The sequence below is a fragment of the Streptomyces sp. NPDC057099 genome, assembly GCF_042671245.1.
GTDB lineage: Bacteria > Actinomycetota > Actinomycetes > Streptomycetales > Streptomycetaceae > Streptomyces > Streptomyces purpurascens.
Window position 1 is genome coordinate 417,864 of sequence record NZ_JBHUTX010000003.1, and the last position, 24,703, is coordinate 442,566.

General features: G+C 71.2%; 22 protein-coding genes, 1 tRNA gene and 2 pseudogenes. 18 read left to right on the plus strand and 7 right to left on the minus strand.

Annotated elements, in window-relative coordinates:
- The first annotated feature begins 4 nt into the window (after window positions 1–4).
- From ACFT4A_RS06520 to ACFT4A_RS06530, 3 genes are read left to right on the plus strand one after another with little or no spacing between them, the layout of a single operon-like run.
- A complete protein-coding gene (locus tag ACFT4A_RS06520) occupies window positions 5–898 on the plus strand; it encodes an ATP-binding cassette domain-containing protein (protein ID WP_382826508.1) in 894 nt (297 codons plus the stop codon).
- A 1-nt stretch (window position 899) separates the two neighbouring features.
- Window positions 900–1,802, plus strand: a complete 903-nt coding sequence (locus tag ACFT4A_RS06525) for a sugar phosphate isomerase/epimerase family protein (protein WP_382826510.1) — start codon at window positions 900–902, stop codon at window positions 1,800–1,802.
- Window positions 1,803–1,820: 18 nt separating this feature from the next.
- Entirely contained in the window at window positions 1,821–2,843 is a 1,023-nt protein-coding gene (locus ACFT4A_RS06530) for a Gfo/Idh/MocA family protein (RefSeq protein ID WP_382826512.1), read from the plus strand.
- A gap of 31 nt (window positions 2,844–2,874) precedes the next feature.
- Here ACFT4A_RS06530 and ACFT4A_RS06535 read toward each other — a convergent pair whose 3' ends face one another.
- Complete coding sequence (locus ACFT4A_RS06535) at window positions 2,875–3,891, minus strand: Gfo/Idh/MocA family protein (RefSeq protein WP_382826513.1); 1,017 nt, start codon at window positions 3,889–3,891, stop codon at window positions 2,875–2,877.
- 101 nt (window positions 3,892–3,992) lie between these two features.
- On the opposite strand from ACFT4A_RS06535, the gene ACFT4A_RS06540 reads away from it, so the two are divergent.
- Window positions 3,993–4,595: a GPP34 family phosphoprotein gene (locus tag ACFT4A_RS06540; RefSeq protein ID WP_382826514.1), complete on the plus strand. Its 603-nt coding sequence runs from the start codon at window positions 3,993–3,995 to the stop codon at window positions 4,593–4,595.
- A gap of 37 nt (window positions 4,596–4,632) precedes the next feature.
- On the opposite strand, the gene ACFT4A_RS06545 is transcribed toward ACFT4A_RS06540, so the two are convergent.
- From ACFT4A_RS06545 to ACFT4A_RS06555, 3 genes are read right to left on the minus strand one after another with little or no spacing between them, the layout of a single operon-like run.
- Entirely contained in the window at window positions 4,633–5,637 is a 1,005-nt protein-coding gene (locus ACFT4A_RS06545; protein WP_382826516.1) for a Gfo/Idh/MocA family oxidoreductase, read from the minus strand.
- A gap of 50 nt (window positions 5,638–5,687) precedes the next feature.
- The gene (locus ACFT4A_RS06550) at window positions 5,688–6,464 is read right to left on the minus strand and encodes an SDR family oxidoreductase (protein WP_382826517.1); all 777 of its coding nucleotides are present in this window, start codon (window positions 6,462–6,464) and stop codon (window positions 5,688–5,690) included.
- 8 nt (window positions 6,465–6,472) lie between these two features.
- The gene (locus ACFT4A_RS06555) at window positions 6,473–7,630 is read right to left on the minus strand and encodes a phytanoyl-CoA dioxygenase family protein (RefSeq protein WP_382826518.1); all 1,158 of its coding nucleotides are present in this window, start codon (window positions 7,628–7,630) and stop codon (window positions 6,473–6,475) included.
- Window positions 7,631–7,738: 108 nt separating this feature from the next.
- On the opposite strand from ACFT4A_RS06555, the gene ACFT4A_RS06560 reads away from it, so the two are divergent.
- Complete coding sequence (locus ACFT4A_RS06560; RefSeq protein ID WP_382826519.1) at window positions 7,739–8,773, plus strand: LacI family DNA-binding transcriptional regulator; 1,035 nt, start codon at window positions 7,739–7,741, stop codon at window positions 8,771–8,773.
- A gap of 25 nt (window positions 8,774–8,798) precedes the next feature.
- Window positions 8,799–9,410, plus strand: coding sequence for a TMEM175 family protein (locus ACFT4A_RS06565; RefSeq protein ID WP_382826520.1), 612 nt, complete (start codon window positions 8,799–8,801; stop codon window positions 9,408–9,410).
- A gap of 4 nt (window positions 9,411–9,414) precedes the next feature.
- Here the strand turns inward: ACFT4A_RS06565 and ACFT4A_RS06570 are convergent, their stop codons facing one another.
- Window positions 9,415–10,578: a Gfo/Idh/MocA family protein gene (locus tag ACFT4A_RS06570; RefSeq protein WP_382826521.1), complete on the minus strand. Its 1,164-nt coding sequence runs from the start codon at window positions 10,576–10,578 to the stop codon at window positions 9,415–9,417.
- Between the two features lie 110 nt (window positions 10,579–10,688).
- On the opposite strand from ACFT4A_RS06570, the gene ACFT4A_RS06575 reads away from it, so the two are divergent.
- The 12 genes and pseudogenes from ACFT4A_RS06575 (at window position 10,689) to ACFT4A_RS06630 (ending at window position 21,956) form a co-directional block, all read left to right on the plus strand.
- Complete coding sequence (locus tag ACFT4A_RS06575) at window positions 10,689–11,693, plus strand: LacI family DNA-binding transcriptional regulator (protein WP_382826523.1); 1,005 nt, start codon at window positions 10,689–10,691, stop codon at window positions 11,691–11,693.
- A gap of 136 nt (window positions 11,694–11,829) precedes the next feature.
- Window positions 11,830–14,598 (plus strand): hypothetical protein, encoded by a 2,769-nt coding sequence (locus tag ACFT4A_RS06580; RefSeq protein WP_382826524.1) that lies wholly within the window; start codon window positions 11,830–11,832, stop codon window positions 14,596–14,598.
- Window positions 14,599–14,609: 11 nt separating this feature from the next.
- Entirely contained in the window at window positions 14,610–15,569 is a 960-nt protein-coding gene (locus ACFT4A_RS06585) for a M28 family metallopeptidase (RefSeq protein WP_382826526.1), read from the plus strand.
- Window positions 15,570–15,660: 91 nt separating this feature from the next.
- Window positions 15,661–16,308 (plus strand): annotated as a pseudogene (locus ACFT4A_RS06590) (GntR family transcriptional regulator); the annotation flags it as partial.
- A 107-nt stretch (window positions 16,309–16,415) separates the two neighbouring features.
- A pseudogene (locus ACFT4A_RS06595) lies at window positions 16,416–16,724 on the plus strand (MFS transporter); the annotation flags it as partial.
- A gap of 183 nt (window positions 16,725–16,907) precedes the next feature.
- Entirely contained in the window at window positions 16,908–17,141 is a 234-nt protein-coding gene (locus tag ACFT4A_RS06600; RefSeq protein WP_382826528.1) for a hypothetical protein, read from the plus strand.
- Between the two features lie 44 nt (window positions 17,142–17,185).
- Window positions 17,186–17,259 (plus strand) — tRNA-Pro (locus tag ACFT4A_RS06605).
- 223 nt (window positions 17,260–17,482) lie between these two features.
- Complete coding sequence (locus ACFT4A_RS06610; protein WP_382826529.1) at window positions 17,483–18,763, plus strand: ABC transporter substrate-binding protein; 1,281 nt, start codon at window positions 17,483–17,485, stop codon at window positions 18,761–18,763.
- Complete coding sequence (locus ACFT4A_RS06615) at window positions 18,760–19,677, plus strand: carbohydrate ABC transporter permease (protein ID WP_382826531.1); 918 nt, start codon at window positions 18,760–18,762, stop codon at window positions 19,675–19,677. Before ACFT4A_RS06610 ends, ACFT4A_RS06615 begins: the two co-directional genes overlap by 4 nt.
- Window positions 19,677–20,510, plus strand: coding sequence for a carbohydrate ABC transporter permease (locus ACFT4A_RS06620; RefSeq protein ID WP_382826533.1), 834 nt, complete (start codon window positions 19,677–19,679; stop codon window positions 20,508–20,510). Before ACFT4A_RS06615 ends, ACFT4A_RS06620 begins: the two co-directional genes overlap by 1 nt.
- Before the next feature lie 26 nt (window positions 20,511–20,536).
- Complete coding sequence (locus ACFT4A_RS06625; RefSeq protein ID WP_382826535.1) at window positions 20,537–21,724, plus strand: ABC transporter ATP-binding protein; 1,188 nt, start codon at window positions 20,537–20,539, stop codon at window positions 21,722–21,724.
- 154 nt (window positions 21,725–21,878) lie between these two features.
- The gene (locus ACFT4A_RS06630) at window positions 21,879–21,956 is read left to right on the plus strand and encodes a 50S ribosomal protein bL37 (protein ID WP_370443954.1); all 78 of its coding nucleotides are present in this window, start codon (window positions 21,879–21,881) and stop codon (window positions 21,954–21,956) included.
- 89 nt (window positions 21,957–22,045) lie between these two features.
- On the opposite strand, the gene ACFT4A_RS06635 is transcribed toward ACFT4A_RS06630, so the two are convergent.
- A complete protein-coding gene (locus ACFT4A_RS06635) occupies window positions 22,046–23,416 on the minus strand; it encodes an aKG-HExxH-type peptide beta-hydroxylase (RefSeq protein ID WP_382826537.1) in 1,371 nt (456 codons plus the stop codon).
- On the minus strand, window positions 23,413–24,645 hold the full coding sequence (locus tag ACFT4A_RS06640; RefSeq protein ID WP_382826539.1) for an FxsB family cyclophane-forming radical SAM/SPASM peptide maturase: 1,233 nt from the start codon (window positions 24,643–24,645) through the stop codon (window positions 23,413–23,415). The genes ACFT4A_RS06635 and ACFT4A_RS06640 overlap by 4 nt, the downstream gene beginning before the upstream one ends.
- Window positions 24,646–24,703 lie beyond the last annotated feature (58 nt).

A 24,703-nucleotide genomic window follows, 5' to 3' on the forward strand; every position in this document is an offset into this window, starting at 1 on the left:
CGCAATGACCAGCGAAGCAACCGCCACCGACAAGGCCCCCACCAAGGACGCCGCACTCGTCGAACTCAGGGGCGCCGGCAAGTCCTACGGCAACATCCGCGCCCTGCACGGCGTCGACCTCACCGTCCACCCCGGCAAGGTGACCTGCGTCCTCGGCGACAACGGCGCCGGCAAGTCCACCCTCATCAAGATCATCTCCGGGCTGCACCAGCACACCGAGGGCGAGTTCCTCGTCGACGGCGCACCGGTGCGCTTCTCCACCCCGCGCGAGGCCCTCGACCAGGGCATCGCCACGGTGTACCAGGACCTCGCCGTCGTCCCGCTGATGCCGGTGTGGCGCAACTTCTTCCTCGGCTCCGAGATGACCAAGGGCCCCTGGCCGGTCCGCCGTCTCGACATCGAGACGATGAAGAAGACCGCGGACGAGGAACTGCGCAACATGGGCATCGTCCTGGACGACATGGAGCAGCCCATCGGCACGCTCTCCGGCGGCCAGCGCCAGTGCGTGGCCATCGCCCGGGCCGTCTACTTCGGCGCCCGCGTCCTGATCCTCGACGAGCCGACCGCCGCCCTCGGCGTCAAGCAGTCCGGTGTCGTGCTGAAGTACATCGCCGCCGCCCGCGAGAAGGGCCTCGGCGTCATCTTCATCACCCACAACCCGCACCACGCCTACATGGTCGGCGACCACTTCAGCGTGCTGCGCCTCGGCACCATGGAACTGTCCGCCTCCCGCAGCGAGGTCAGCCTCGAAGAGCTGACCAACCACATGGCCGGCGGTACCGAACTGGCCTCCCTCAAGCACGAGTTGGCGCAGGTACGCGGCGTCGACGTCGAAGAGCTCCCCGAGGCGGGAGACCTCACCGCCCCCGTAGCCTCGTCTTCGGAAGGAAAGTCCTGACATGGCCCTCGCGCTCGACCGCATCCGGGTCGGCTCCGCCCCCGACTCCTGGGGCGTCTGGTTCCCCGACGACCCCCAGCAGGTGCCCTGGGTACGCTTCCTCGACGAGGTCGCCGAAGCCGGCTACTCATGGATCGAACTCGGCCCGTACGGCTACCTGCCGACCGACCCGGCCCGGCTCACCGACGAGGTGACCAAGCGGAACCTCAAGGTCTCCGCCGGCACCATCTTCTGCGGTCTGCACCGCGGCCCCTCCGAGTGGGAATCCACCTGGGAGCAGGTCAGCAACGTGGCCGCGCTCACCCAGGCCATGGACGCCAAGCACCTCGTCGTGATCCCGTCCTTCTGGCGCGACGACAAGACCGCCGAGATCCTGGAGGCGCCGGAGCTCACCACCGAGCAGTGGCGCAACCTCACCACGGGCATGGAGCGCCTCGGCCGTGAGGTGAAGGACAAGTACGGCCTGGACATCGTCGTCCACCCGCACGCCGACACCCACATCGACACCGAGGAGCACGTCGAGCAGTTCCTCGACTCGACCGACTCCGACGCGGTCAACCTCTGCCTGGACACCGGGCACTACGCCTACTGCGGCGGCGACAGCGTCAAACTGATCGAGACGTACGGCGAGCGCATCGGCTACCTCCACCTCAAGCAGGTCGACCCGGACATCCTCGCCGACGTGGTGAAGAACGAGATGCCGTTCGGCCCCGCGGTGGCGCGCGGTGTGATGTGCGAACCGCCCGCCGGTGTGCCCGAGCTGGGCCCGGTCCTGACGGCCGCGCAGAAGCTCGGTGTGGACCTCTTCGCCATCGTCGAGCAGGACATGTACCCCTGCGAGCCGGACAAGCCGCTGCCGATCGCGGTGCGCACCCGTAAGTTCCTGAGGTCCTGCGGCGCCTGACGACCCGAAAGGACGGCCATGACCGAGCGCGCCACCACCCTCGGAGTCGCGGTCATCGGTACCGGAAGGATGGGCGCCGACCATGTGCGCCGCATCCATGAAGTCACCAGCGGAGCACGGGTGACAGCCGTCGTGGACGTCGACGCGGAACGCGCGAAAGCCGTCGCCGCCCGCGTCGACGGCTGCACCGCCTACACGGACCCGGCCGCCGCGATGGCGGCGGCCGACGTCGACGCCGTCCTGATCGCCTCACCGGGCCCGGCCCACGAGGCCACCCTGCTCGCCGCCTTCGAGCACGATCTGCCCGTCCTGTGCGAGAAGCCGCTCACCCCCGACGCGGCCTCCGCCCTGCGCGTCCTCGAAGCCGAAACGCGCCTCGGCCACCGCCGGGTCCAGGTCGGCTTCATGCGCCGTTACGACCCCGAGTACGCGAAGCTGAAGGCCCTGCTGGCGACCGGCCAGCTCGGCCGCCCGCTGATGGTGCACAACCGGCACCGCAACGCGGCCAGCCCGCCCTTCTTCACCAGCACCATGCTCGTCACCGACTCCGTCGCCCACGAGGCCGACGCGACCCGCTGGCTGCTCGGCCACGAGATCACGGCGGTCACGGTGCTGCGCCCGACCCCCTCCGCCAACGCCCCCGACGGGCTGCGCGATCCGCAGTTCGTCGTCTTCGAGACCGACGGCGGCGCCCTCTCCGACGTGGAGATCTTCGTCAACTGCGGCTTCGGCTACCAGGTCCAGGCCGAGGTGGTCTGCGAACGCGGCACCGCCCGCGTCGGCGACGGCCACGCCCTGGTCACCAACATGGCCGGCCGCTGGGGCGGCACCATTGCCCAGGACTTCACCGAACGCTTCGAGACGGCCTACGACCACGAGATCCAGGCCTGGGTCGACGCCACCCGGCGCGGCGAGGTCACCGGCCCGAGCGTCTGGGACGGCTACGCCGCGGCGGCCGTGTGCGAGGCGGGCGTACGGGCGCTGGAGGACGGCGGGCGGGTCGAGGTCGAGCTGGTGGAGAGACCCGAGCTGTACGTGTGAACTGGCCCGGGGGTTGCCCCCCGGGCCTGTTTCAGATCCTGGTCCGGGGCCGGGGCGCGAACCCGGCCTCCTGGTAACTGGCGTCGATCAGCTCCATGGTCGTCACCGCGTCGTCCGCGTCCAGCGGCAGCGGAGCACCGTCGCGCACCCGCGCGGCGAACGCCTCCAACTGGTACGTGTACGACGAGCGCGTCCCGAGCCGCTCCGTGCGCTCGCCCTCCGGGGTGCGGACCACGATCCGGTCGTCCAGCTGGGGCAGGACGAAGTTCGGGGCCGTCGCCTCGCCCCGGGAGCCGACGATCCGGATGCTCATCTCCAGCCCGTCGTACGCCATGTGACAGCGGGCCGAGCCCGTAGCGCCCCCGGGGAACTCCAGATCGGCGTCCAGCCACTCGTCGACCCCGGGCGCGCCCGCGCGCTCCCCGGCCCGGGCCCCGGCCAGGCGCGGTGCGCCGCCCGCCCAGGGGGCCAGCATCCGCAGCGCGTGCAGGCTGTAGCAGCCCAGGTCCATCAGGGCGCCGCCGGCCAGCGGCAGCGACCAGCGCGGGTCGGTGTCCGGCGGCGCGGCGATGGCGACCATGGCCTCGGCGTGCCGCAGCTCGCCGAGTTCACCCGAGTCCAGCAGCTCGTGCAGGCGGCGGGTGACCGGGTGGAAGAGGTAGTGGAAGGCCTCCATGAAGACCGTCCCGGCCTTCCGGGCGGCCTGCCGTACCTCCGCCGCCTCCCGCGCGTTGCTCGCCGACGGCTTCTCCGACAGGACGTGCTTGCCCGCCGTGAGAGCGGCCAGGTTCCACGGACCGTGCAGTCCGTTGGCGAGCGGGTTGTAGACGACGTCGATCTCGGGATCGGCCACCAGCTCGGCGTACGACCCCGCCACCCGCTCCACACCGTGCCCGGCGGCGAACGCCTCGGCGCGGGCACGGTCGCGGGCGGCCACCGCGACGAGCCGGTGGCCGGTCGCCCGGGCCGGGGCGATCAGGGAGCGTTCGGTGATCCGCGCGGCCCCCAGCAGTCCTATGCGCAGGGGCTCCCGGTCTGGTGCGCTCATGCCTGTCGTTCCTCCTCGTTGTGGCCTGGCGTCGTACGGATCCTGGTCGCCCCGCGGGCGGTCGCGGCGTAGCGTGATCAGTGCCTCCGAGAGGAGCGGTGATGGGTACGGCACGCGACTTGATGATCGTGGCGATGGACGCGGCCGCCGGCCGGCCGGTGACGCAGGGTGACCTGTCGCTCGGGCTGGCCGGGGCCGAGGTGATCGACTTGCTCGGTGCCGAGGTGGTGACGCTGGACGGCGACCGCATCGTGTCCCGCCCGGCGCCGCCCCTCGACGACCCGCTGCTGGAGCGGGCCGCGACGGCGCTGGTGCGTGACGAGCCGTACGAGCCGATCGAGGACTGGCTGTGGCGCAGGGGCCGCGGACTGGCCCAGGAGTACCTGACCGTCCTCGAGGAAGAGGGGCTCCTCGTACGGCCGCGGGCCGCCTGGATCCGCTTCCGCGGCACCATGCCGGCGCCGGTCGAGTCCCCCGCCCGGGAGCGCGCCCGGCACCGCCGGGCGACCGACGAGCCGGTGCTCGCCACACTCGCGGCGGCCGTCGGAGCACGCGGCGAGGTGCCCGAGGACCTCCCGTTGCCCGACGACGCCGCCCAGGCCGTGTGCGCCGCGGTGGCCGACGCCGTGGCGGAACTGGGTGCCGTCCGCCGTCGACGGGCCATCGAGGACGAGGCGTTCGCCAACGTCTGGCGCGCCCCCTGAGCCGCGGGTGCCAGGGCCCGCCTCCCGCAGCGGAACGTCAGAGCGCCCGTACCTCCTCGATCGTCACGGGACGGTGCTCGTGCAGTGACAGCGTGCACGCGTCGGCGATCCAGCCCGCCTCCAGGGCGTCCTCGATCGTGCAGGGGGAGGGACGGGAGCCGGCGACGACCTCGGTGAACGCGGTCAGTTCGGCGCGGTAGGCCTCGGTGAAGCGGTCCATGAAGAAGTCGTGCGGCGTGCCCGCGGGGAAGGTCACGCCCGGCTCGACCGAGCGCAGCGGCAGCTTGTCCTCCAGGCCCACGGCGATGGAGTCCGTGAAGCCGTGGATCTCCATGCGGACGTCGTAACCACGGGCGTTGTGGCGGGAGTTGGAGACCACCGCGATCGTGCCGTCGTCGAGGGTGAGGATCGCGCCGGTGGTGTCGGCGTCGCCGGCCTCCTTGATGAAGTCGGCGCCGCGGTTGCCGCCGACGGCGTACACCTCCGTCACCTCACGGCCGGTCACCCAGCGGATGATGTCGAAGTCGTGCACCGAGCAGTCGCGGAAGATGCCGCCCGAGGCGGCGATGTACGCGGCCGGCGGCGGCGCCGGGTCCAGCGTGGTCGAGCGCACGGTGTGCAGCGTGCCCAGCTCACCGGCCTGGACCGCGGCCCGCGCGGCGACGAACCCGGTGTCGAAACGGCGGTTGTAGCCGATCTGGATCGGCACGTCCCTGCCCCGGACGGCCTTGAGTACCTCGACGCCCTCGCTCATGGTCTTGGCGACGGGCTTCTCGCAGAAGACGGGTACACCGGCGTCGACCCCGGCCAGGATCAGCGCCGGGTGGGCGTCGGTCGCCGCCGCGACGACGATGCCGTCCACGCCGGCGGCCAGCAGGGCCTCGGGCGAGTCCACGACCTCGGCGCCGAACCGCTCGGCCGCGGCCTTGGCGGCACCGGCGAACGGGTCGGTGACGACGAGCGACTCGACGGCGTCGAGCCCGGACAGGGTCTCGGCGTGAAAGGCGCCGATACGGCCGAGGCCGAGGATTCCGATACGCATGGGTATTGCTCCTTGGTGTCAACAGGGGGTGGTGCTGCGCGCTGTGTTCCTCAGTCGAGTCCGCCGAGGACGTTCTGATCCCAGTCGATGATCGACCCGGTGACCACCCCGGACCGGTCCGACAGCAGGAGGACCACGAAGTCGGCGATCTCGTCCGGCTGCCCCAGCTTGCCCATCGGCAGCTTCGCGGCGGCCTGGTCACGCCAGTCGTCCCCGGCCCCGTGGAAGGCCTTCTGCGTGGCGTCCTCGCCCTCCGTCGCCGTCCAGCCGATGTTCAGCCCGTTGATCCGGACCCGGTCCCACCGGTGCGCGTGCGCGGCGTTGCGGGTCAGCCCGATCAGCCCCGCCTTCGCGGCGACGTACGGCGCGAGGAACGGCTGCCCGCCGTGCGCCGACGACGTGATGATGTTGACGACCGTGCCGGGCGCCTCGCGCGCGACCATGTCCGCGACCGCCGCCTGCATGGCGAAGAACGGTCCCTTGAGGTTGATCCCGATGTGCTGGTCGAACAGCTCGGGCGTGGTGTCCAGCAGGGTCCCGCGCGAGGTCAGCCCGGCGGAGTTCACGAGGCAGTCGACACGGCCGTACGCCTGGACGACCCGGGCCACGGAGGCCTTCGCCTGCTCGGCGTCCGACAGATCGGCCCGTATGTACAGGGCCTTGCCGCCTCCGGCGATCAGCTCCTCCACCAGGGCCTCGCCGGGCTCGGGGCGCCGCCCGGTGACGGCCACGACCGCCCCCTCGCGGACCGCGGCCCGGGCGACGGCGGCGCCGACGCCCTGACTGCCGCCGTTGACCAGGACGATCCGGTCGTCCAGAAGTCCCATGAAATTCCTCAGCTCTCTCGCCGTTCGGTACCGGCCCGCAGCTCCGCACGGAGCGCTTCCGGGGTCCACTCCTCGCGCAGCGCCCGCCGTACGAGATCCGCCTGCGAGGGCGGGGCCAGGCCGTCGACCGGCGGGTCGCTGTCGAGGTTGGTGGGGAAGGGGTAGCCCTCGGCGCTCGCCGCGATCACCCGGTCCAGCCACGCCTGGTCGGCACCCTCGGACCGGCGCTTCAGCAGCACCGGGTACACCGCGTTGGCCACGGCCTCCCGGTCCACCGTCTCCATCGCGCGCCCGAACGCGGACGACACCTGCAGCAGGTTGGCCAAGCGCCGGATGTCCGCCGAGCGGTTGGTGCCGGCGGCGTGGAAGAGGGCCGGGTTGAAGAAGACCGCGTCGCCCTTGGCGAGCGGCAGCTGCACCTGGTGCGCGTCGAAGTACGCCCGGAACCGCGGCAGCCGCCAGGCGAGATAGCCCGGCTCGTACTTCTGCGAGTGCGGCAGGTACATCGTCGGCCCGGACTCCACCGGCATGTCGCAGTGCGCGACCGCGCCCTGGAGGGTCAGCACGGGGGAGAGGCGGTGCACGTGCGCGGGGTAGGCGGCGGCGACCTCGTTCGACAGGAAGCCCAGGTGGTAGTCGCGGTGCGCGCTCTGCGCGGCGCCGCCCGGGTTGACCACGTTGAGCTGGGAGGTGACCTGGTAGCCGGGGCCCAGCCAGGCCGTGGCGACCAGCGCGAGCACCTCGTTGGCGTAGTAGTCGGCGAAGGTCTCCGCGTCGTACAGGGCCGCCTTCTCCAGCGCGTTCCACACCCGGTCGTTGGCGCCCGGCTTCGCGAAATGGTCGCCGGCCGTCGCACCCGAGGCGCGCTGCTCGGCGATCAGGGCGTCGAACACGGCGGTGGCCCGGTCCACGACGTCCGGGTCGGGAAACGCACCGCGGAAGACGACGATGCCGGGACCGTCGGCGAGCGCCCGGGACAGCTCGGCCTGGACCACCCGGTCGCCCTCCAGCAGACCGGTGTCGTAGACCGGCACGTTCCGCTCCACGGCGGAGGCGTGCGGATGGTCGGCGGGGTCCGTCTCCTGCTCGACCAGCGCGCGGAACGCGTCGAGATCGCAGTCCTGCTCGGACAGCCAGGCACGGTGGTGTACGGAAGTGAAGGACATCGTCGTCCCTTCGGGGTCACGGAGCGACGCAGCCCTGTCATTCTTGTCAGTACAAACCCCTCGAACAACCAGCAGGCAGCCATCAAAAACCCCTCAAGGAGCCGACGCATGGGCCACCCCTTCCCGATCCGGGAGATCGCCCGTCAGGCGGGGCTGAGCGAGGCGACCGTCGACCGGGTGCTCAACGGCCGGGGCGGGGTGCGGGAGAGCACCGCGCGGGAGGTGCGCCGGGCGATAGCCGACCTGGACCGGCAGCGCACCCAGGTCCGGCTCGTCGGCCGGACGTTCATGGTCGACATCGTGATGCAGGCGCCCGAGCGCTTCACCACGGCGATCCGCGCCGCCCTGGAGGCCGAGCTGCCGTCCCTGCACCCGGCGGTGCTGCGCTCCCGCTTCCACTTCCGCGAGACCGGCCCGGTCGGGGAACTGGTGCGGACCCTGGACCGGATCGCCCGGCGCGGCTCGCAGGGCGTCATCCTCAAGGCCCCGGACGTCCCCGAGGTCACCGCGGCCGTCGGCCGGCTCGAAGCCGCCGGCATCCCGGTCGTGACCCTGGTGACCGACCTGCCCGCCAGCGCCCGCCGTGCCTACGTCGGCATAGACGACCGGGCGGCGGGGGCGACGGCCGCCTATCTGATGGGACAGTGGCTCGGCGACCGGCCGGGCAACATCCTCACCAGCCTCAGCAGCGGCTTCTTCCGCAACGAGGAGGAGCGCGAGATGGGCTTCCGCGGCGGGATGCGCGCCCGGCACCCCGAGCGCACGCTGGTCGAGATCGCCGAGGGGCAGGGCCTGGACGCCACCCAGTACGACCTCGTCCGGGCCGCGCTGGAACGCGACCCGGACATCCGCGCGGTGTACTCGATCGGCGGCGGCAACATCGCCACGCTCAGGGCGTTCGAGGACCTCGGCCGCGAGTGCGCCGTGTTCGTCGCGCACGACCTCGACCACGACAACACCCGGCTGCTGCGCGAGCACCGCCTGTCCGCCGTGCTCCACCACGACCTGCGCCAGGACGTACGCGAGGCCTGCCACACCGTCATGCGGGCGCACGACGCGCTGCCGCCGGCGGGAGTGACCCTGCCGTCCGCGATCCAGGTGGTGACGCCGTACAACATGCCGCCGCAGGCCCCGGGTGTGTGACGCGGGGTGCCTTACCGTCGTGCCCATGTGGACATCGCGCCCGGACGGCGGGCCCGAGCGGCTGGTGACCCTGGTCGACGGTGTGTTCGCCATCGCCATCACCCTGCTCGTCCTGGATCTCAACGTGCCCCGGGATCTCGGTCCCGCCGCGTATCGCGAGTCCCTGCGGGCGCTGCTGCCGGACCTCGGCGCCTACGCCCTGAGCGTCACGGTGCTCGGCAGTTTCTGGCACGACCATCGCAGGATCTTCCGTGATGTACGGGAGATCGACGGACAGGTGATCACTCTGTCCATCGCCGGACTGGGTGTCGCGGCCCTGGTGCCCTTCCCGACCAGGCTGCTCGCGGAGTACGGCGACGAGCCCGTCTCGGTCGCCGTCTACGCGGCGGCGGTCGCCGCGATGGGCGCCGGCCACCTGGCGCTGGCCGCCCTCCTGGCCAAACGCCCCTGGCTCCGCGGCGGCATCCCCTCCGAGGCCGCCACCACGCTCTACCTCGTCGACAGCGCCACGATGGTGGTGGTGTTCGCCGTGACCGTCCCGCTGGCCCTGGTGACGGGGTCCCACGCCATGTGGCTGTGGCTCGTCCTCGTGCCGGTGAGGTTCCTCCTCGGCCGCCGCCTCCAGAAGCAGACCTGAGACGTCACGCCCCGGCGGACACGTCCGCCCACACACCACCGGCCGCCGACCGGGCCATCGCGTCCAGCGCGGCCGCACTGTGCACGGCGTCCGTGAGCGTCGCCCCGTGCGGGGTGCCCTCCGCGACCGACCGGAGGAAGCGATACGCCTCGATGACCTTCAGGTCGTCGTAGCCCATCGAGTTCGCCGCACCGGGCTGGAACGCGGCGAACTCGCCGTGGCCCGGGCCGACGTACACGGTGGTGACGGACTGGTCCTGGTACGTCGTGCCGCGGCTGACGCCCAGTTCGTTCATGCGGCGGAAGTCCCAGAACACGGCGCCCTTCGTGCCGTGCACCTCGAAGCCGTAGTTGTTCTGCTCGCCGACCGAGACCCGGCAGGCCTCCAGGACACCGCGCGCCCCGGAGGCGAAGCGCAGCAGGCAGCTGACGTAGTCCTCGTTCTCGACGGGACCGAGTTCCCCGCCGGAGGCGCGGCTGTGGCCCGCCGTGGCGCCGGTCGGGCGGGCCCGCTCGGGCAGGAAGATCGCCGTGTCGGCGGTGAGGGAGGCGATGTCGCCGAGCAGATGCCGGGCCAGGTCGGTGCCGTGCGAGGCCAGGTCGCCCAGCACTCCGCTGCCGCCCCGCTCCCGCTCGTACCGCCAGGTCAGCGCCCCCTCGGGATGAGCCGCGTAGTCGCTGAACAGCCGGATGCGGACATGCGTGACCGTGCCGATCTCCCCGGAGGCGATCAGCTCGCGGGCCGCCTCGACGGCGGGCGCGTTGCGGTAGTTGAAGCCGACGGCGCCCTGCACACCGGCCTTCGCCACCGCGTCCGCCACGGCGCCGGCGTCCTCGGCGGTCAGTCCCACCGGCTTCTCGATCCAGATGTGCTTGCCCGCCTCGGCCATGGCGACGCCGATCTCGCGGTGCAGGAAGTTCGGGGCGGTGATGCTGACCGCCTTGACCCGCGGGTCGGCGGCCACCTCGCGCCAGTCACGCGTCGTCGAGGCGAACCCGAACTGCGCGGCGGCCTCCTCCGCCCGGCCCGGCACCTCCTCGGCGACCGTCACCAGCTCCGGGACGAGGGGCAGCCGCGGAAAGTGGTGCCGCACGCGCGCGTACGCCTGGGTGTGCACCCGCCCCATCCAGCCGAATCCGATGACGGCGACGCCGAGCGTGTCCACCATGAGAGCCCCTCTTTGGACCGTTCCAGAACCTGTCCATGCCACCCTGAGCGCGGTTTCCCGTGGATGTCAAGCCTTTGACAAGCCGCTTGACTCCATGGAACGGTCCATCCATGAGACCGCCGACGATCCGTGACGTGGCCGAGCGGGCCGGCGTCTCCAAGTCGCTGGTCTCCCTGGTGCTGCGCGGCTCCGACCAGGTGCGCCCCGAGAAGCGGGACGCCGTGCTCCGGGCCGCCCGGGAACTCGGCTACCGGCCCAACGCCGCCGCCCGCAGTCTCAGCGAGCGGCGCACCCGCACGGTCGGCGTCCTGCTGAACGACCTGCGCAACCCCTGGTTCGTCGACCTCCTCGACGGCCTGAACTCCCTGCTGCACGCCCACGGCCTGCACATGCTGCTGGCCGACGCACGCCTCAACCGCCGCACCGGCCAGGACCCGGCCGACCCGCTGCTGGACCTGCGCGTCGACGGGCTGGTCGTGGTCGGCACCCTGCCCGACCCGGCGGCCCTCGGCGCGGTCGCCGCGCGCATGCCGGTCGTCCTGGCGGGCGCCCGCGAGCCGGTGCCGCCCGGGGTGGACCAGGTCGCGGGCGACGACGAGAAGGGCGCCCGGCTGGTCACCGAGCACCTCATCGGCCTCGGCCACCGCCGCATCGCACACCTCGCCGGCTACGGCGCCGTCGGCGAACTGCGCCGCCGCAGCTTCGAGGCGACGATGCGGGAGCACGGCCTGGCGGACCGGGCCGTCGTCGAGACCGGCGACATGACCGAGGAGGGCGGCTACCGCGCCGCCGTCCGCCTCCTCAACCGCCCCGACCGGCCCACGGCCGTCTTCGCCGTCAACGACATCACCTGCGTCGGCGCCCTCTCGGCGGCGGCGGAACTCGGCCTGCGCGTCCCGCACGACGTGTCCCTCGTCGGCTACGACAACACGAGCATCTCCCGGCTGCGCCATCTGTGGCTCACCACCGTCGACAATGCCGGCCACGAGGTCGGCCGCCGCGCCGCCCGTTTCCTCCTCGACCGTTTCGAACGACCCGGGGGAGAGGGGCGCGTGCACCTCGCGACGCCGACGCTGGAAGTCCGGGGAACGACGTTTCGTTTTCAACGAGGCTGATTCCGGCGGGATTTCCCAAGTCGCCGCCCCTGACAGGCGGGACTAGAATTTATTCCGACACCCCCAAATCCGAGAGTGCCAAGGCGGCTTGGCGTTTTCTCCTCTTTCCCTCCACATTCGCTGGAGGAGGCATCTCATGAATGCGCACCACGCCGGACAGCAGAGGAATATGCCGGGCCCGGAGGCCCACAAGCCGCTGAGAATGGTTCCGGACGTGGGTGAACACGCGGACGCCGACGGTGTGCTGCGGACTTATGCGGATCCCGGGGCGACCCTGACCCGCGCGCCGACGGCTCGCAAGGCCATCGACCGTTTCATGAAGGCGCGCTCCCGTGACCTCAGGACCGAGCGGATCGACCTGCGCGAGGTCGACTCCGCCGAGGGCGCGGCCACCCTGCGCGTGCGCTACCAGCAGTTCCATCACGACCTGCCGATCGTGGGCGCCACCGTCCAGGCCGTGGCCGATGTGAACCAGGCCGCCGTCATCCAGGTCGATCACACGGCGGAGGTCGATGTCACGGATGCCCCCGACCCCGGTACGGCCCAGCCGCTCGACGCCGTGCGGAAGAACGCCCTCGCGCCGTTCCAGGGCGATTTCGCGTCCGTCGGAATCGTCAGGGACGAGCTGGTGTACCTGCGGGACACGGCCAGGCCCCCGTTGCCGGAGAGCGACTATCCCAGCGCGACGGTCGCCTTGCTGAAAAAGGGGCAGAAGCCCGACGGCGCCCTCCATCTCGTGCACGATCTGCTCGTCGAGACCACCGGCCCCTTCGAGCATTTCCGGGTCGTCGTGGACGCCGTCTCCGGGAAGCTGCTCTGGCTCGCCCTCGCGGGGAAATACGTGACGGCCGGTCTCAGAGTCTTCATGCCCGACCCCGTGACCGCGTCCGACGACGCCACCGTGCACGGCGGTTCCAGCGCGGCCACCCTCGACACCTCCTGCCGGGACGTCCAGGCGGAGGTCGCCCCGGCCGCCGGAGGCAGATTCCGGCTCGACGGGGACTGGTTCGAGTGCACCGACTGGGACACCCCGGCCTTCCCCCAGCCGGAGGAGACGTCGCCGGACTTCACCTACCGGCCCTACCCCGCCGACCGTGCCTTCCTGAGCGCCAACGCCTACTACTGGCTCGACTCCTTCGCGCGCTATCTGCGCACCCTGGGCAATACGACGCTCAACACCAACATGGCCAAGGTCGAGGTCGACGCCCAGGCCTATGACGGCCAGGACCAGAGCGAATGGCACGGCACGCTGACACCTCCGCGGATCCGCTTCGGCGAGGGCGGCGCCCCCGACGCGGGCGACCTCGGTGTCATCGGCCACGAGTACACCCACGGCGTGTTCGACTGGCTCGACGCCCAGCACGGCGGCTCGGGCTCGTACGAGCACAGCGTCTGCGACGCGCTGCCCGCGATCTACCGCGACCGGTTCAACCCCGGCGGGCACCGGCGCACCGAGACGTTCCCCTTCGACAACAACGCGACCGACCGGTGGAGCACCGAGCGACGGCTCGACGTCCCCCAGCGCTTCGACGCCCCGGCGTTCAACGGCTTCGGCGTCAACCTGCGCAACTCGATGCTCGGCACGGCGCTGTGGCGGTGCTACCTGGGCATGGGAGGCGACTCGCCCGATCCCGCCGTACGGATAGCGGCGGCCGACGCGATCAACAGGACGATGCTGGAGATGCTGCTCATCGTGCCGGACGACACCTCCTCGGGGCGCGGCCACGCCGTGAGCATGGCCAGGGGCTGCATCACCGCCGACTCCACGCTCACCGGCGGCCTCTACAGCAAGGTGATGGACGAGGCCTTCGTGAACCAGGGACTGTGGGCGCCGCGGCCGGTGGACGTCTACATCGGCGACAACCCCGCCGACCTCGGCACCGTGCCGAGCGGTGTCCCGTTCTGGGAGTCGCCGGACATCTGGGTCCGCAACAACGACATCAGCACGGGTGACAACCCCGAACTCGGCCACGAGCCGCCTGTCAACGACCGGCCCAACTTCCTCTACGTGCGGGTGCACAACCGAGGGACCCAGGAGGCCGCGAGCGGAGCGTTCCAGGTGGAGGCGTTCCGGTGCGATCCGGGCACGGGGATGCTCTGGCCGACGCACTTCCGGTCGCTGGGCACGGTGGTGATCGACCAGCCGATCCCCGCGGGCGGGGCGGTGCGGGTGGGACCGCTCGTGTGGACCCCGCAGAGCGCCGACCACGAATGCCTGGTCGCCGTCGTGCACGGTGCCCCCGACCCCGCCATCACCGCCACCCTCAACGGACCGGTGCCGCACGGGCACCTGGTGCGGTTCGACAACAACGTGGCGCAGCGGAACGTGGCGCCGCAACTGGCCGCGCCGGGCGGCAAGACGCACATGTCGATCACGCTGCGCGGCGGCCTCGCCCGGACCAGCGGTTCCTGGCACCTGGACGCGACCGCCCTGCCGGACGACTCCCGGGTCTCGATCCGCACGCTGACCCGCCTCACGCGGGACGCGGAGCTGACCGGCTGCACCCTGACCGAGACGGGCACGGTCCGCTCCACTCTGGAGATGCCCGGAGGCGGAACCGCCGTCGTCGACGGGTTCACGCTGGAGCCCGACGACCGGGTGGCGGCCGACATCACGATCGACTTCTCCCAGCACGCGGAGCACCTCCGGCTCTATCCCTTCGTGGCCACCCAGTACCAGGACGGGCAGATCGCGGGGCGGATGACCATCCAGATCACCGCCGTGAAGGAACTGGAGGACTTCTTCTTCGGCAACCCGCGCAGCGGCGAACTGCACGTCTCCACCTGCCCGCACTGGTCCAGGCTCGGCGCCGGGAGCAAGGTGCCCTTCCGGCGCGCCGAGGACGCGCTCGCCCGCGGCTACACCGGCTGTGCCTACTGCCGGCCCGACCTCCACGCCGGCTGAGGAGGCAGGAGATGGACCGCGACGTACTCGAGGGCCTGCCGCTCGCGCCACCGCTCAAGGCCCACCCGCCAAGCCCCGCCGAACCCTTCGTGCCGACGGAACGCGGTAGGACGGGCAAGCGTGCGGACGAGTCGATCGCCCCGCTCGTCGCGTCGGTGTCGGCGGACGCACTGCGCGACACCGTGGAGGCACTGGCGAACTTCCCGACGCGGCACACCTTCTCGCCGTTCATCGGACCGGCCGCCGACGAGGTCGTGGACCGGCTGTCGGCGGCGGGATATCCGGAGGTGACCCGACGCACCTGGACCAACGCCGGTCACAGCGCCGACAACGTGATCTGCACCAAGCCCGGCACGGCGGCCGACGGGCCCGTCATCATCCTGTGCGCCCACTACGACTGCCGCATGCAGGACCCGGACGACGCCACAGCCCGGGCGCCGGGCGCGGACGACAACGCCAGCGGGGTGGCCGCGACCCTCGAGATCGCCCGCCTGCTCGCCCCGGTCGCCCTGGCCGGCACGGTCCGGTTCGTGGCCTTCTCGGGCGAGGAACAGGGACTGTGGGGGGCCACGGCGTACGCGGCGGCACTCCAGGCCGAGGGGGTCTCGGCCTTGCGGGTGGTGAACCTGGACATGGTGGGCCGACCTCCGGAGGACGGCACCGTGACGGTGGAGCGCGACCTGGGGAACGCCGTGCCGGGCAACGACGCCGCCTCGCACGCCTTCGGCGCGGTCATGGCGCAGGCGGCGGCGGACCACACGGAGCTGCCGGTGCGACTCGGCCCCATCTTCGCCAGTGACTACATGCCGTTCGAGGCGCGGGGAGACGTCACGATCGGCGCCTACGAAGGGGAAGGGAACCCGCACTACCACCGGACCTCCGACGCTCCGGACACGCTCGACTACGGCTATCTCGCCGACATCACCAAATTCACCCTGGCGACCGTACTGACCGAAGCCCTCCCTGACTGAGTACCTGCGGGCAATCTAGCCGACAAAATTGTTGACAATCTTGTTTGGCTAGATTTACGTTCGACAGGCACTCACTCAGGGAGGGCAACGCATGCCGACTCAAGCCCGTCCGAGCACCGGAGAGCAGGCCAAGCAGCACGCGCTCGCGCAGCTGCGGCGGGCGATCCTGCACGGCGAGATGGCACCGGCGCAGCGGCTGGTGGAGAACGAACTCGCCGAGCAGTTCGGTGTGACGAGGGCCAGCATCCGTGCGGCACTGATCGATCTGGAGGCACAAGGGCTGGTCGAGCGGATCCGCAACCGCGGTTCGCGGGTGCGGGTGGTGAGCGTGGAGGAAGCGGTCGCCATCACCGAGTGCCGCATGGCCCTGGAAGGGCTGTGCGCGGCGAAGGCGGCCGTGGCGGCGAGCGACGAGCAACTGGCCGAACTGACCGCTCTCGGCACGGCGATGACCAAGGCCGTGGCCGACGGCGAGCCGGTCACCTACTCGGACCTCAACCACGAACTGCACACCCGCGTCCGGGAGTTCTCCGGCCAGCGGACGGCCGTGGAGCTGCTGGAGCGGCTCAACGCCCAACTGGTGCGTCACCGCTACCAGTTGGCCCTGCGGCCGGGGCGCCCCCAGCAATCCCTGAACGAGCACCTGGCCATGATCGAGACGATCAGGGCCAGGGACCCGCAGGCGGCCGAGGAGGCCGTCCGCGCCCACCTCGGCAGTGTGATCGAGGCGTTGCGCGATCCTTCGCCACCCCGGGCGGCCGGGTGGACTACACGGGGGACACCGAGATCGCCGGCGTCCCCGGCACCGCCGCCCCCGTGACCCTCGAATTCCCGCCCGGCGACGGCGTGTTGCTCCTCACCGGCGTCTTCCTCAACAGCGCCCAGACCATGATCTACGCGACCGTCTCCATCCGCTCGGCCCCTCAGAGCCGCGCCACCGCCGTGGGCTGGACCTCCGGCATGGGCCGCTTCGGCGCCGTCTTCGGGCCGTGGCTCGGCGGCCAGCTGCTCGCCGCGAACAAGGGCGACTGGGGCTTCACCGCCTTCGCGCTGGCGGGCCTGTCCTCCATGGCCTTCATCGGCCTGGCCGCGATACGCGGTGCGCGCCGGCCGGCCGGGGACGGCACGGGCAGGGCGCTGATCGGCGCGCACTGACGGGGGAGCGGACCACGGGGCGTTGACGGACATCAGGCGATTACGGGCACATCGCCCGGTGTCCGTCTCAACCCGTATGCCCGGGTAGGGAGTTGCCGTCGACTTCGCGTATTGTTTGCGGCATATGCCCGGGAGTCGAGCTCCCCGGGGCGCGCGATCGCGCATGCGAAGGGGGATCACGACGTGGAAGAGACGCGGCACCGACCCGTCCGGCGTGCCGGGCTGATCGGGGGTACGGTCCCGGCGCTCCTGGCCGTCGCGGCCTGCGCCGGACACGCGACCAGGGCGGAGATCCCCTGGTGGGCCGTCCTCGCCGTCGCCGTCTCGACCGCGGGCCTCGCCGGCCGGACCGGGGCCCAGATCGGCCGCAGTCACCACGAGGGCCGTGAGGCCGACGCCCCTCCCCAGGTGCGGTAGGGTTGACCTGCGTGATCACGCGGTTCACCCCGCGCGGGACGCATCGGGACGTGGCGCAGCTTGGTAGCGCACTTGACTGGGGGTCAAGGGGTCGCAGGTTCAAATCCTGTCGTCCCGACTTGCTGAGTAGCGGGTCGGAGGTCATTTCCGGTTGATCGGAAGTGGCCTCTTTTTCGTTCCCCCTCCCCCCCTCCCCCTTTCGCGCCCTCGGGTTCACCGACGTGGTCGATTCGATGCGATATGTCCTTGATGTTGCATTACATGGTCTTTAGTGTTCGCCGGGAGGGAAGCGCTGCGAGGTCCGAGAACGTGCCACCGTCCGGGAGCGAGGTGTGGAGCGCGTGCACGCGAGAGGACGTCCCAGAGGGACGCGATGGCTGAGGGCGTTCGCCGTACTGCCGTTGCTGGCGTCCGTGCTCGCCGCTTGTGGCGGTGACGAGGACTCCGGCACGCCCACCCTCAACTGGTACAACTTCCCGGACGACTCCGGCGCGCTCCAGAAGGCTGCCGACCGGTGCGGCCAGGCCTCGGGCGGCCGCTACCGGATCAGCTACAACAAGCTCCCGCGCGCCGCGGACGGCCAGCGCCAGCAGATGGTCCGCAGGCTCGCCGCCGAGGACGACTCGCTCGACATCCTGGGTCTGGACGTCACCTGGGCGGCGGAGTTCGCAGAGGCCCGCTGGATCCGGGAATGGACGGGGACGGCGAAGCGGCAGGCCGTCGAGGGCACCCTGCGCGTACCGCTGCAGACCTCGACCTGGAAGGGCAAGCTGTACGCCGTCCCGTACAACACCAACACCCAGCTCCTGTGGTACCGCAAGGACCTGGTGCCCACCCCGCCCAGGACCTGGGCCGAGATGCTGGGCATGGCCGAGGCTCTCGCCCGGCAGGGCAAACCGCACTTCGTGGAGATCCAGGGCGCCCAGTACGAGGGCCTGACCGCCTGGTTCAACTCACTGATCAACAGCGCGGGCGGCTCCATCCTCAACGCGAGCGCGACCGAGCCCTCCCTCGGTCCTCCCGCCGTGCGGGCCGCCGGGATCATGCGGGATCTGGCGAACTCCCCGGCCGCGGACCCCTCCCTGCCCAACCAGATGGAGGACCAGAACCGCCTCGCCATGGAGTCGGGGGTGGCGGCGTTCGAGATCAACTACCCGTTCGTCTATCCGTCGATGAAGGCGAACAACCCCGAGCTGTTCAAGAACTTCCGCTGGGCGCCGTACCCCCGGGTCGACGCGAACCGCCCGGCACGGCCCACCATCGGCGGCATCGACCTGGCGGTGAGCGCCTACTCGCGCCACCCCGACCTGGCCTTCGAGGCGGCGCTGTGCCTGCGCAACCGGGAGAACCAGCTCACCGCCGCGCTGGAGGGCGGACTGCCGCCCACGCTGCGCGCCCTCTACGACGAGCCCGCGTTCATGAAGGAGTACCCCTTCTCCAAGGACGTGCTCACCGCCCTGGAATCGGCGAGCGTGCGCCCGATCACTCCGGTCTACCAGAACGTGTCGATCGCGGTCTCCCACACGCTGTCTCCGCCGTCCGGGATCAAACCGGTGAGTTCCGTCAACACCATCAGGGAGCAGATCGACGATGCCCTGCGATCCGAGGGTGTGATCCCGTGAACCAGCACGAACAGGAGGCGCCGGACCGGGCGGCCCTCTCGGCGGGCGCCCGGCAGGAGCGGCGGCTCGGCTGGCTGCTCTGCGCGCCCGCCGTCGTGGTCATGATCGCCGTGACCGCCTACCCCATCGGGTACGCCATTTATCTGTCCCTCCAGCGGTACGACCTCCGCTTTCCCGGACGGGCGGACTTCGTGGGCCTGAGCAACTACGGGGCGGTGCTGTCCTCCCCGTTCTGGTGGGACGCCTTCTGGGTCACGGCCTTCATCACCGCCGTGTCCGTGGCGATCGAACTGGTCCTCGGAATGGGGCTCGCCCTGGTGATGCACCGCACGATCTTCTGGCGCGGCGTCGTCCGCACCTCGGTCCTCATCCCGTACGGGATCGTCACCGTGGTCGCGGCCTTCTCCTGGCAGTACGCCTGGACCCCGGACCTCGGATACCTCGCCGGGCTGCTGCCCAGCGGGGAGGCTCCGCTCACCGAGCAGTGGCCCGCCCTCTGGCTGATCATCCTCGCCGAGGTGTGGAAGACGACGCCGTTCATGGCCCTGCTGCTGCTCGCGGGCCTCGCGCTGGTCCCCGAGGAGACCCTGAGGGCGGCCATGGTGGACGGGGCCACCGCCTGGCAGCGCTTCACCAAGATCATGCTGCCGCTGATGAAGCCGGCCATCCTGGTGGCACTGCTCTTCCGCACCCTGGACGCGTTCCGGATCTTCGACAACATCTACATCCTGACCGCGGGCGCCCAGGGCACCGGCTCGCTGTCGATCCTCGGGTACGACAACCTGTTCACCGCGCTCAACCTGGGCATCGGGTCGGCGATCTCGGTCCTGATCTTCATCTGCGTCGGGATCATCGCCTTCACCTTCGTCAAACTGTTCGGCACCGCCGCACCCGGCGCGGAGGTGAAGCGCTGATGGCCGAAGTGGGAAAGACACATGCCGCCCGCTGGGGCGTCCTGAACGTGGTGGTGGTGCTGTACGCCCTGTTCCCGGTGTGGTGGATCGCCGCGCTGTCGTTCAAGGACCCCGGCACCCTCACGGACGGCGACTACATCCCCAGGGACTGGACCTGGGAGAACTACCGGGGCATCTTCGAGACCTCCGAGTTCACCCGTGCGCTGATCAACTCGATCGGTATCGCCCTGATCGCCACGGTGATCGCGGTGGCGCTGGGCACCATGGCCGCCTACGCGGTGGCCCGGCTGCGGTTCCCCGGCAAGCGGGTACTCATCGGCATGTCACTGCTGATCGCCATGTTCCCGCCGATCTCCCTGGTGTCACCGCTGTTCAACATCGAGCGGATCATCGGGATCTTCGACACCTGGATCGGGCTGATCATCCCGTACATGACCTTCTCGCTGCCGCTCGCGATCTACACCCTGTCGGCGTTCTTCCGGGAGATCCCCTGGGATCTGGAGAAGGCCGCCAAGGTCGACGGGGCGACGCCCGCGCAGGCCTTTCGGCTGGTCATCGCGCCGCTGGCCGCGCCGGGCGTGTTCACCACGGCCATTCTCGTGTTCATCTTCTGCTGGAACGACTTCCTGTTCGCGATCTCGCTGACGTCCACCGAGTCCGCGCGCACCGTGCCGGCCGCGATCGCGTTCTTCACCGGGAGCTCCCAGTTCCAGCAGCCCACAGGGTCGATCGCCGCCGCCGCTGTGGTGATCACCATCCCGATCATCGTTTTCGTCCTGCTCTTCCAGCGGCGGATCGTCGCCGGACTGACCTCCGGGGCAGTCAAGGGCTGAACGGGGAAGGCAAGGAGGCACCACCCATGGCCGAGATCATCCTCGAGGGAGTCACCAAGCGCTTTCCCGACGGGTCCCTCGCCGTGAAGGACGTGGACCTCGACATCGCCGACGGCGAGTTCGTGATCCTGGTCGGTCCGTCCGGCTGCGGCAAGTCCACCACCCTGAACATGATCGCCGGACTCGAGGACATCACCGAGGGCACCCTGCGCATCGGGGGCCGAGTCGTCAACGACCTGGCTCCCAAGGAACGCGACGTCGCCATGGTGTTCCAGAGCTACGCCCTGTATCCGCACATGAACGTCCGGGAGAACATGGGCTTCCCGCTGCGCCTGGCCAAGGTGGACAAGGCCACCATCGACGCCAAGGTCACGGAGGCCGCCCGCGTTCTCGACCTGACCGAGCACCTCGACCGCAAGCCCGCCAACCTCTCGGGCGGTCAGCGCCAGCGGGTGGCCATGGGCCGGGCGATCGTCCGTGATCCCAAGGCGTTCCTGATGGACGAGCCGCTGTCCAACCTGGACGCCAAACTCCGGGTGCAGATGCGCACCCAGATCTCCCGGCTGCAGCGGAGCCTCGGCACGACCACCGTGTACGTCACCCACGACCAGACCGAGGCGATGACGCTGGGCGACCGCGTCGTGGTCATGCGACAGGGCCTGGTCCAGCAGATCGGCACACCGGCCGAGCTGTACGACCTGCCGCGCAACATCTTCGTCGCGGGCTTCATCGGCTCCCCGGCGATGAACTTCCTGAACGCCACTCTGGAGGGCGGTGCCCTGCGCTCGCCCCTGGGCGACCTGACCCTCGACGACCGTACGCGGCAGTCGCTGGAACGCCAGAACGCTCCCCGCGAGGTCATCCTCGGACTGCGACCGGAGGCATTCGCGGACCTGGCCCTGTCCCATGACCGGGACCGGACCGGCCCGGTCTTCACCGCCACCGTGGAGGTACTGGAGTCACTGGGCTCCGACGCGTATGTCTACTTCGCGGCGGAGGGCGGGCCCGTGAAGACCGCCGAGCTGGAGGAGCTCGCCAAGGAGTCCGGCCTGCGCGACACCGGCGCCGACACCAGTCACCTCGTGGCCCGCCTGGACGCCGCCACGCGTGCCCGCGAGGGAGAACCGGTGGAGCTGCGGGTCGACATGGCCAAGGCCCATGTGTTCGACCCGGCGACCGGAACCAACCTCACGCATCCCGTGCGGGCGGACTGACCAGGGACCGCCCAGGCCACCACCGTGACGTAGGCCACCCATGTGCATCCGCATCGGGTGTGTTTGCCGTAGCGACGGCTGGAAAGGCGCTCTGTGATCACCGGATGCGACAAGCCGGTGGACAGTGACCAAGAAGCAAGAAAGAGGAGGTTCGATGTCCTCGAAGCGACGTCGCAAGAAGAAGGCCCGCCGCAAGAACGGCGCGAACCACGGCAGCCGTCCGCAGTCCTGAGAAAGCTCTGCGGGTACGCCGACGCATCGGGTGGGTGGCATGTGCCACCCACCCGATCGCGTTCGCGGGCGCGGTACGCGCGGGCTCCGTCAGATCAGCAGAGCCTGTGGCACGCCGTTCCTCCGTACCCACTCCGCCCGGTGCTCCGCCGCCAGGGCCAGCCCCCGGCGCCGGGCCTCGGCCGGTACGGGCAGGCGGCACAGGCCGTCGAGGGTGTTCAGCATCGTCCGGGCGAAGTGCTGCCCCAGGGGCGTGAGGCGCCCGGAGGTCAGCAGGACCTCCGCGGCCTCCCGGGCGCCCGTGCGCCAGCGGACGAACTGGGCCTCGGCCCGGGCGAGTTCCCCGGGGTCCCGCTCCACGTCCCGGCGGCGGTTCCAGAAGTCCGTCACGCCCAGATGCGCGTACGCCCCGTGGAACAGTCCGAGCAGGGGCCGGGGATCGGGGCGCCAGGGCGCGTAGTAGCGCTCCTCACCACGCGGCTCGAACAGATCGAACAGGTGCAGTACGGCGGCGAACTTGCTGTGCTGCAACTCGTGGGCCATGGACAGGGCGAGACCCCGCCCGGTGCGCGGCCGGGACAACGCCATGGAGCCGAACGCCTCCGCGCTGCTGCCGCTGAAGCTGCCGGTGCTGTCGAGGGGGACCAGGGTGCGGGGGCCGGCGGCGAGTTCGGCGTAGGTCCCCGGGTGATGGGACCGGAGAATGTCGCAGGCCTCCCGGGTCGTGGCCTCCCACCAGCGCAGATCGTCCGCAGCCAGGCCCAGGGGCCGTTCCGGGACGCCCGGGAAGCGCAGCGGGTCGACGTCGTCCAGGAGCAGCGGCGCGCCGGAGTCCAGCACCAGAAGCCGGTGTGCCGACTGCCAGCGTCCCGTCGATACGGAGGCGTACGGGCCCCGCGGCACGTAGACCGGGCCGGGCACGGAACTCCGTCCCGCCACCCCGATCCGGGCCGCTCCGTCGGCACCGACCACCACCTCGGCCTCGTCACCCGGTCCCGCACCCGGGAAGCCGGCACCACCGAGCGAGGGCAGGAAGACCCGGTCCGCCGTCAGCGGCCACCGCACCCGTGCGGGCACCCCCGCGCGGACCGCAGCGGCCGCGGCGAGGGCGCTGAACCGGTGGACCGGAAGCCCGCCCGCCGCACCGGCCTCGCCCTCGACGGCACGGTCGAGACGGGCCAGCAGGCCGATCAGCGCGGTGCCCGCCGACGGGTGCGTCAGGACCGCCGACACCGCCCGGGGATCGGCCCGGTGCGCGGCGGCGAGGAGCTCCCAGGCCTGCCCGGCCGTGTCGGCCACGCCGCCGCCGATGTCACGGGCGGCCTCGGTGACCGCGTGGGCGCAGGCCAGGCGGCGGCTGTACTCGGCGCGGGCGAGCAGCTCCAGGGCCTCGGCCCCGCCGCCGCCCGTCGCGACCTCGGTGAAGAGCCTGCCGGGCATACGGAGCGGCACGGGCCTCATGCGGCTTCCGCCGGGGCGCCGCGCAGCCGGTCCAGGTCCCCGGCCAGCCGCTCCCTGACCCGGTCGATCAGAGCAGTCAGATCGGCGCAGTAGACACTGGGGTTGGCGAACCCCGTGGCCGGGCGGTAGCGGTTGGCGTAGTGGCCGCCCCCGCACACCCGCAGCAGCCGGCAGTCGCGGCACGGCGCTGACAGTCCGTCGGCGCCCCACTGGCGGGCCGCGACGCCCGGATGGCGCAGCAGCGCGTCGAACGAGTCCCGCCCGACGTGCAGACCCGTCCGCGCGGCGCCGTGATAGGCCGTGCGCAGCGTGTCGTCCTGGGCGAGGGAGCCGTCCGTCTCCACCACGGCGTACCGCACCGGGGCCAGACCCAGCGCCTCCGTCTCCGGCGCACCGCCGAGCAGCAGCGCCATCATGTCCTCGAGCAGCCGCACCCGGGTCTCCCGCCGGCTGGCCCCGTACCACCGCTCGAACACCCGCCACAGCCAGTCCGCGTACGGCGTGCCCGGCAGGCCGGGCCGCAGCCCCGGCGGGGGAGTGTGCCAGTTGCCCTGCGGCAGCAGGAAGTCCACCGCCGGCGGCCGGTACGTCAGCAGGTGCTCATAGCAGCGCACCGGGTCGTTGCGCAGGTCGATGGTGCACAACAGGCCCGCGAACAGCTCGCGATGGGGCCCGTCGGACAGCCGGTGCAGGGCGGCGGCGACCCGGGCATGGCTGCCGCGCCCGTCGGCACCGCGCCGGTGCCGGTCGTGTGCCGCCCGGTCGCCGTCCAGGCTGACCGAGACGCGGATGCCGTGTTCGGCGCACAGGTCGAGCCAGCGCTCGGTCAGCCGTACGCCGTTGGTCTGCAGCGCGAGGTGCAGCCGCACCCCGGGACCCATGGCGGAGCGCAGCACCGAGGCGGCACGGCCGAGCGTGGCTTCCCCGGCGAGCAGGGGCTCGCCGCCGTGCAGCACCACCCCGGCCTCGGGCACCCGGTGCGCCGCCAGATGCCCGGCGATGCGCTCGGCCGTACGGTCGAGGACGTCCGGCGCCATGACCCGCGGCTGCTCGCGCCAAGTCGTGTCGTGCGAGCGGTACATGTAGCAGTAGCGGCAGGCGAGGTCACAGCGGCTGTGCATCTTCAGCACGAAGGAGTGGAACGGGGCGGGCACCCATCCGGCGGCTTCCCTCGCCACGACGTCGGCCGCGACCGGCCACGGCGGCTCCGCATGGCGCAGTCGATTCATACGTACCCCCCGGTTCGCATGCCGACCGACCCGGTGCCCACCCGGTCGGCCACGCCAT

Excerpts from the sequence above, each read along its gene's own strand:
- ACFT4A_RS06520 (WP_382826508.1), top strand. The coding sequence starts at position 5 with ATGACCAGCGAAGCAACCGCCACCGACAAGGCCCCCACCAAGGACGCC.
- ACFT4A_RS06525 (WP_382826510.1), top strand. The coding sequence starts at position 900 with ATGGCCCTCGCGCTCGACCGCATCCGGGTCGGCTCCGCCCCCGACTCC.
- ACFT4A_RS06530 (WP_382826512.1), top strand. The coding sequence starts at position 1,821 with ATGACCGAGCGCGCCACCACCCTCGGAGTCGCGGTCATCGGTACCGGA.
- ACFT4A_RS06535 (WP_382826513.1), bottom strand. The coding sequence starts at position 3,891 with ATGAGCGCACCAGACCGGGAGCCCCTGCGCATAGGACTGCTGGGGGCC.
- ACFT4A_RS06540 (WP_382826514.1), top strand. The coding sequence starts at position 3,993 with ATGGGTACGGCACGCGACTTGATGATCGTGGCGATGGACGCGGCCGCC.
- ACFT4A_RS06545 (WP_382826516.1), bottom strand. The coding sequence starts at position 5,637 with ATGCGTATCGGAATCCTCGGCCTCGGCCGTATCGGCGCCTTTCACGCC.
- ACFT4A_RS06550 (WP_382826517.1), bottom strand. The coding sequence starts at position 6,464 with ATGGGACTTCTGGACGACCGGATCGTCCTGGTCAACGGCGGCAGTCAG.
- ACFT4A_RS06555 (WP_382826518.1), bottom strand. The coding sequence starts at position 7,630 with ATGTCCTTCACTTCCGTACACCACCGTGCCTGGCTGTCCGAGCAGGAC.
- ACFT4A_RS06560 (WP_382826519.1), top strand. The coding sequence starts at position 7,739 with ATGGGCCACCCCTTCCCGATCCGGGAGATCGCCCGTCAGGCGGGGCTG.
- ACFT4A_RS06565 (WP_382826520.1), top strand. The coding sequence starts at position 8,799 with ATGTGGACATCGCGCCCGGACGGCGGGCCCGAGCGGCTGGTGACCCTG.
- ACFT4A_RS06570 (WP_382826521.1), bottom strand. The coding sequence starts at position 10,578 with ATGGTGGACACGCTCGGCGTCGCCGTCATCGGATTCGGCTGGATGGGG.
- ACFT4A_RS06575 (WP_382826523.1), top strand. The coding sequence starts at position 10,689 with ATGAGACCGCCGACGATCCGTGACGTGGCCGAGCGGGCCGGCGTCTCC.
- ACFT4A_RS06580 (WP_382826524.1), top strand. The coding sequence starts at position 11,830 with ATGAATGCGCACCACGCCGGACAGCAGAGGAATATGCCGGGCCCGGAG.
- ACFT4A_RS06585 (WP_382826526.1), top strand. The coding sequence starts at position 14,610 with ATGGACCGCGACGTACTCGAGGGCCTGCCGCTCGCGCCACCGCTCAAG.
- ACFT4A_RS06620 (WP_382826533.1), top strand. The coding sequence starts at position 19,677 with ATGGCCGAAGTGGGAAAGACACATGCCGCCCGCTGGGGCGTCCTGAAC.
- ACFT4A_RS06625 (WP_382826535.1), top strand. The coding sequence starts at position 20,537 with ATGGCCGAGATCATCCTCGAGGGAGTCACCAAGCGCTTTCCCGACGGG.
- ACFT4A_RS06630 (WP_370443954.1), top strand. The coding sequence starts at position 21,879 with ATGTCCTCGAAGCGACGTCGCAAGAAGAAGGCCCGCCGCAAGAACGGC.
- ACFT4A_RS06635 (WP_382826537.1), bottom strand. The coding sequence starts at position 23,416 with ATGAGGCCCGTGCCGCTCCGTATGCCCGGCAGGCTCTTCACCGAGGTC.
- ACFT4A_RS06640 (WP_382826539.1), bottom strand. The coding sequence starts at position 24,645 with ATGAATCGACTGCGCCATGCGGAGCCGCCGTGGCCGGTCGCGGCCGAC.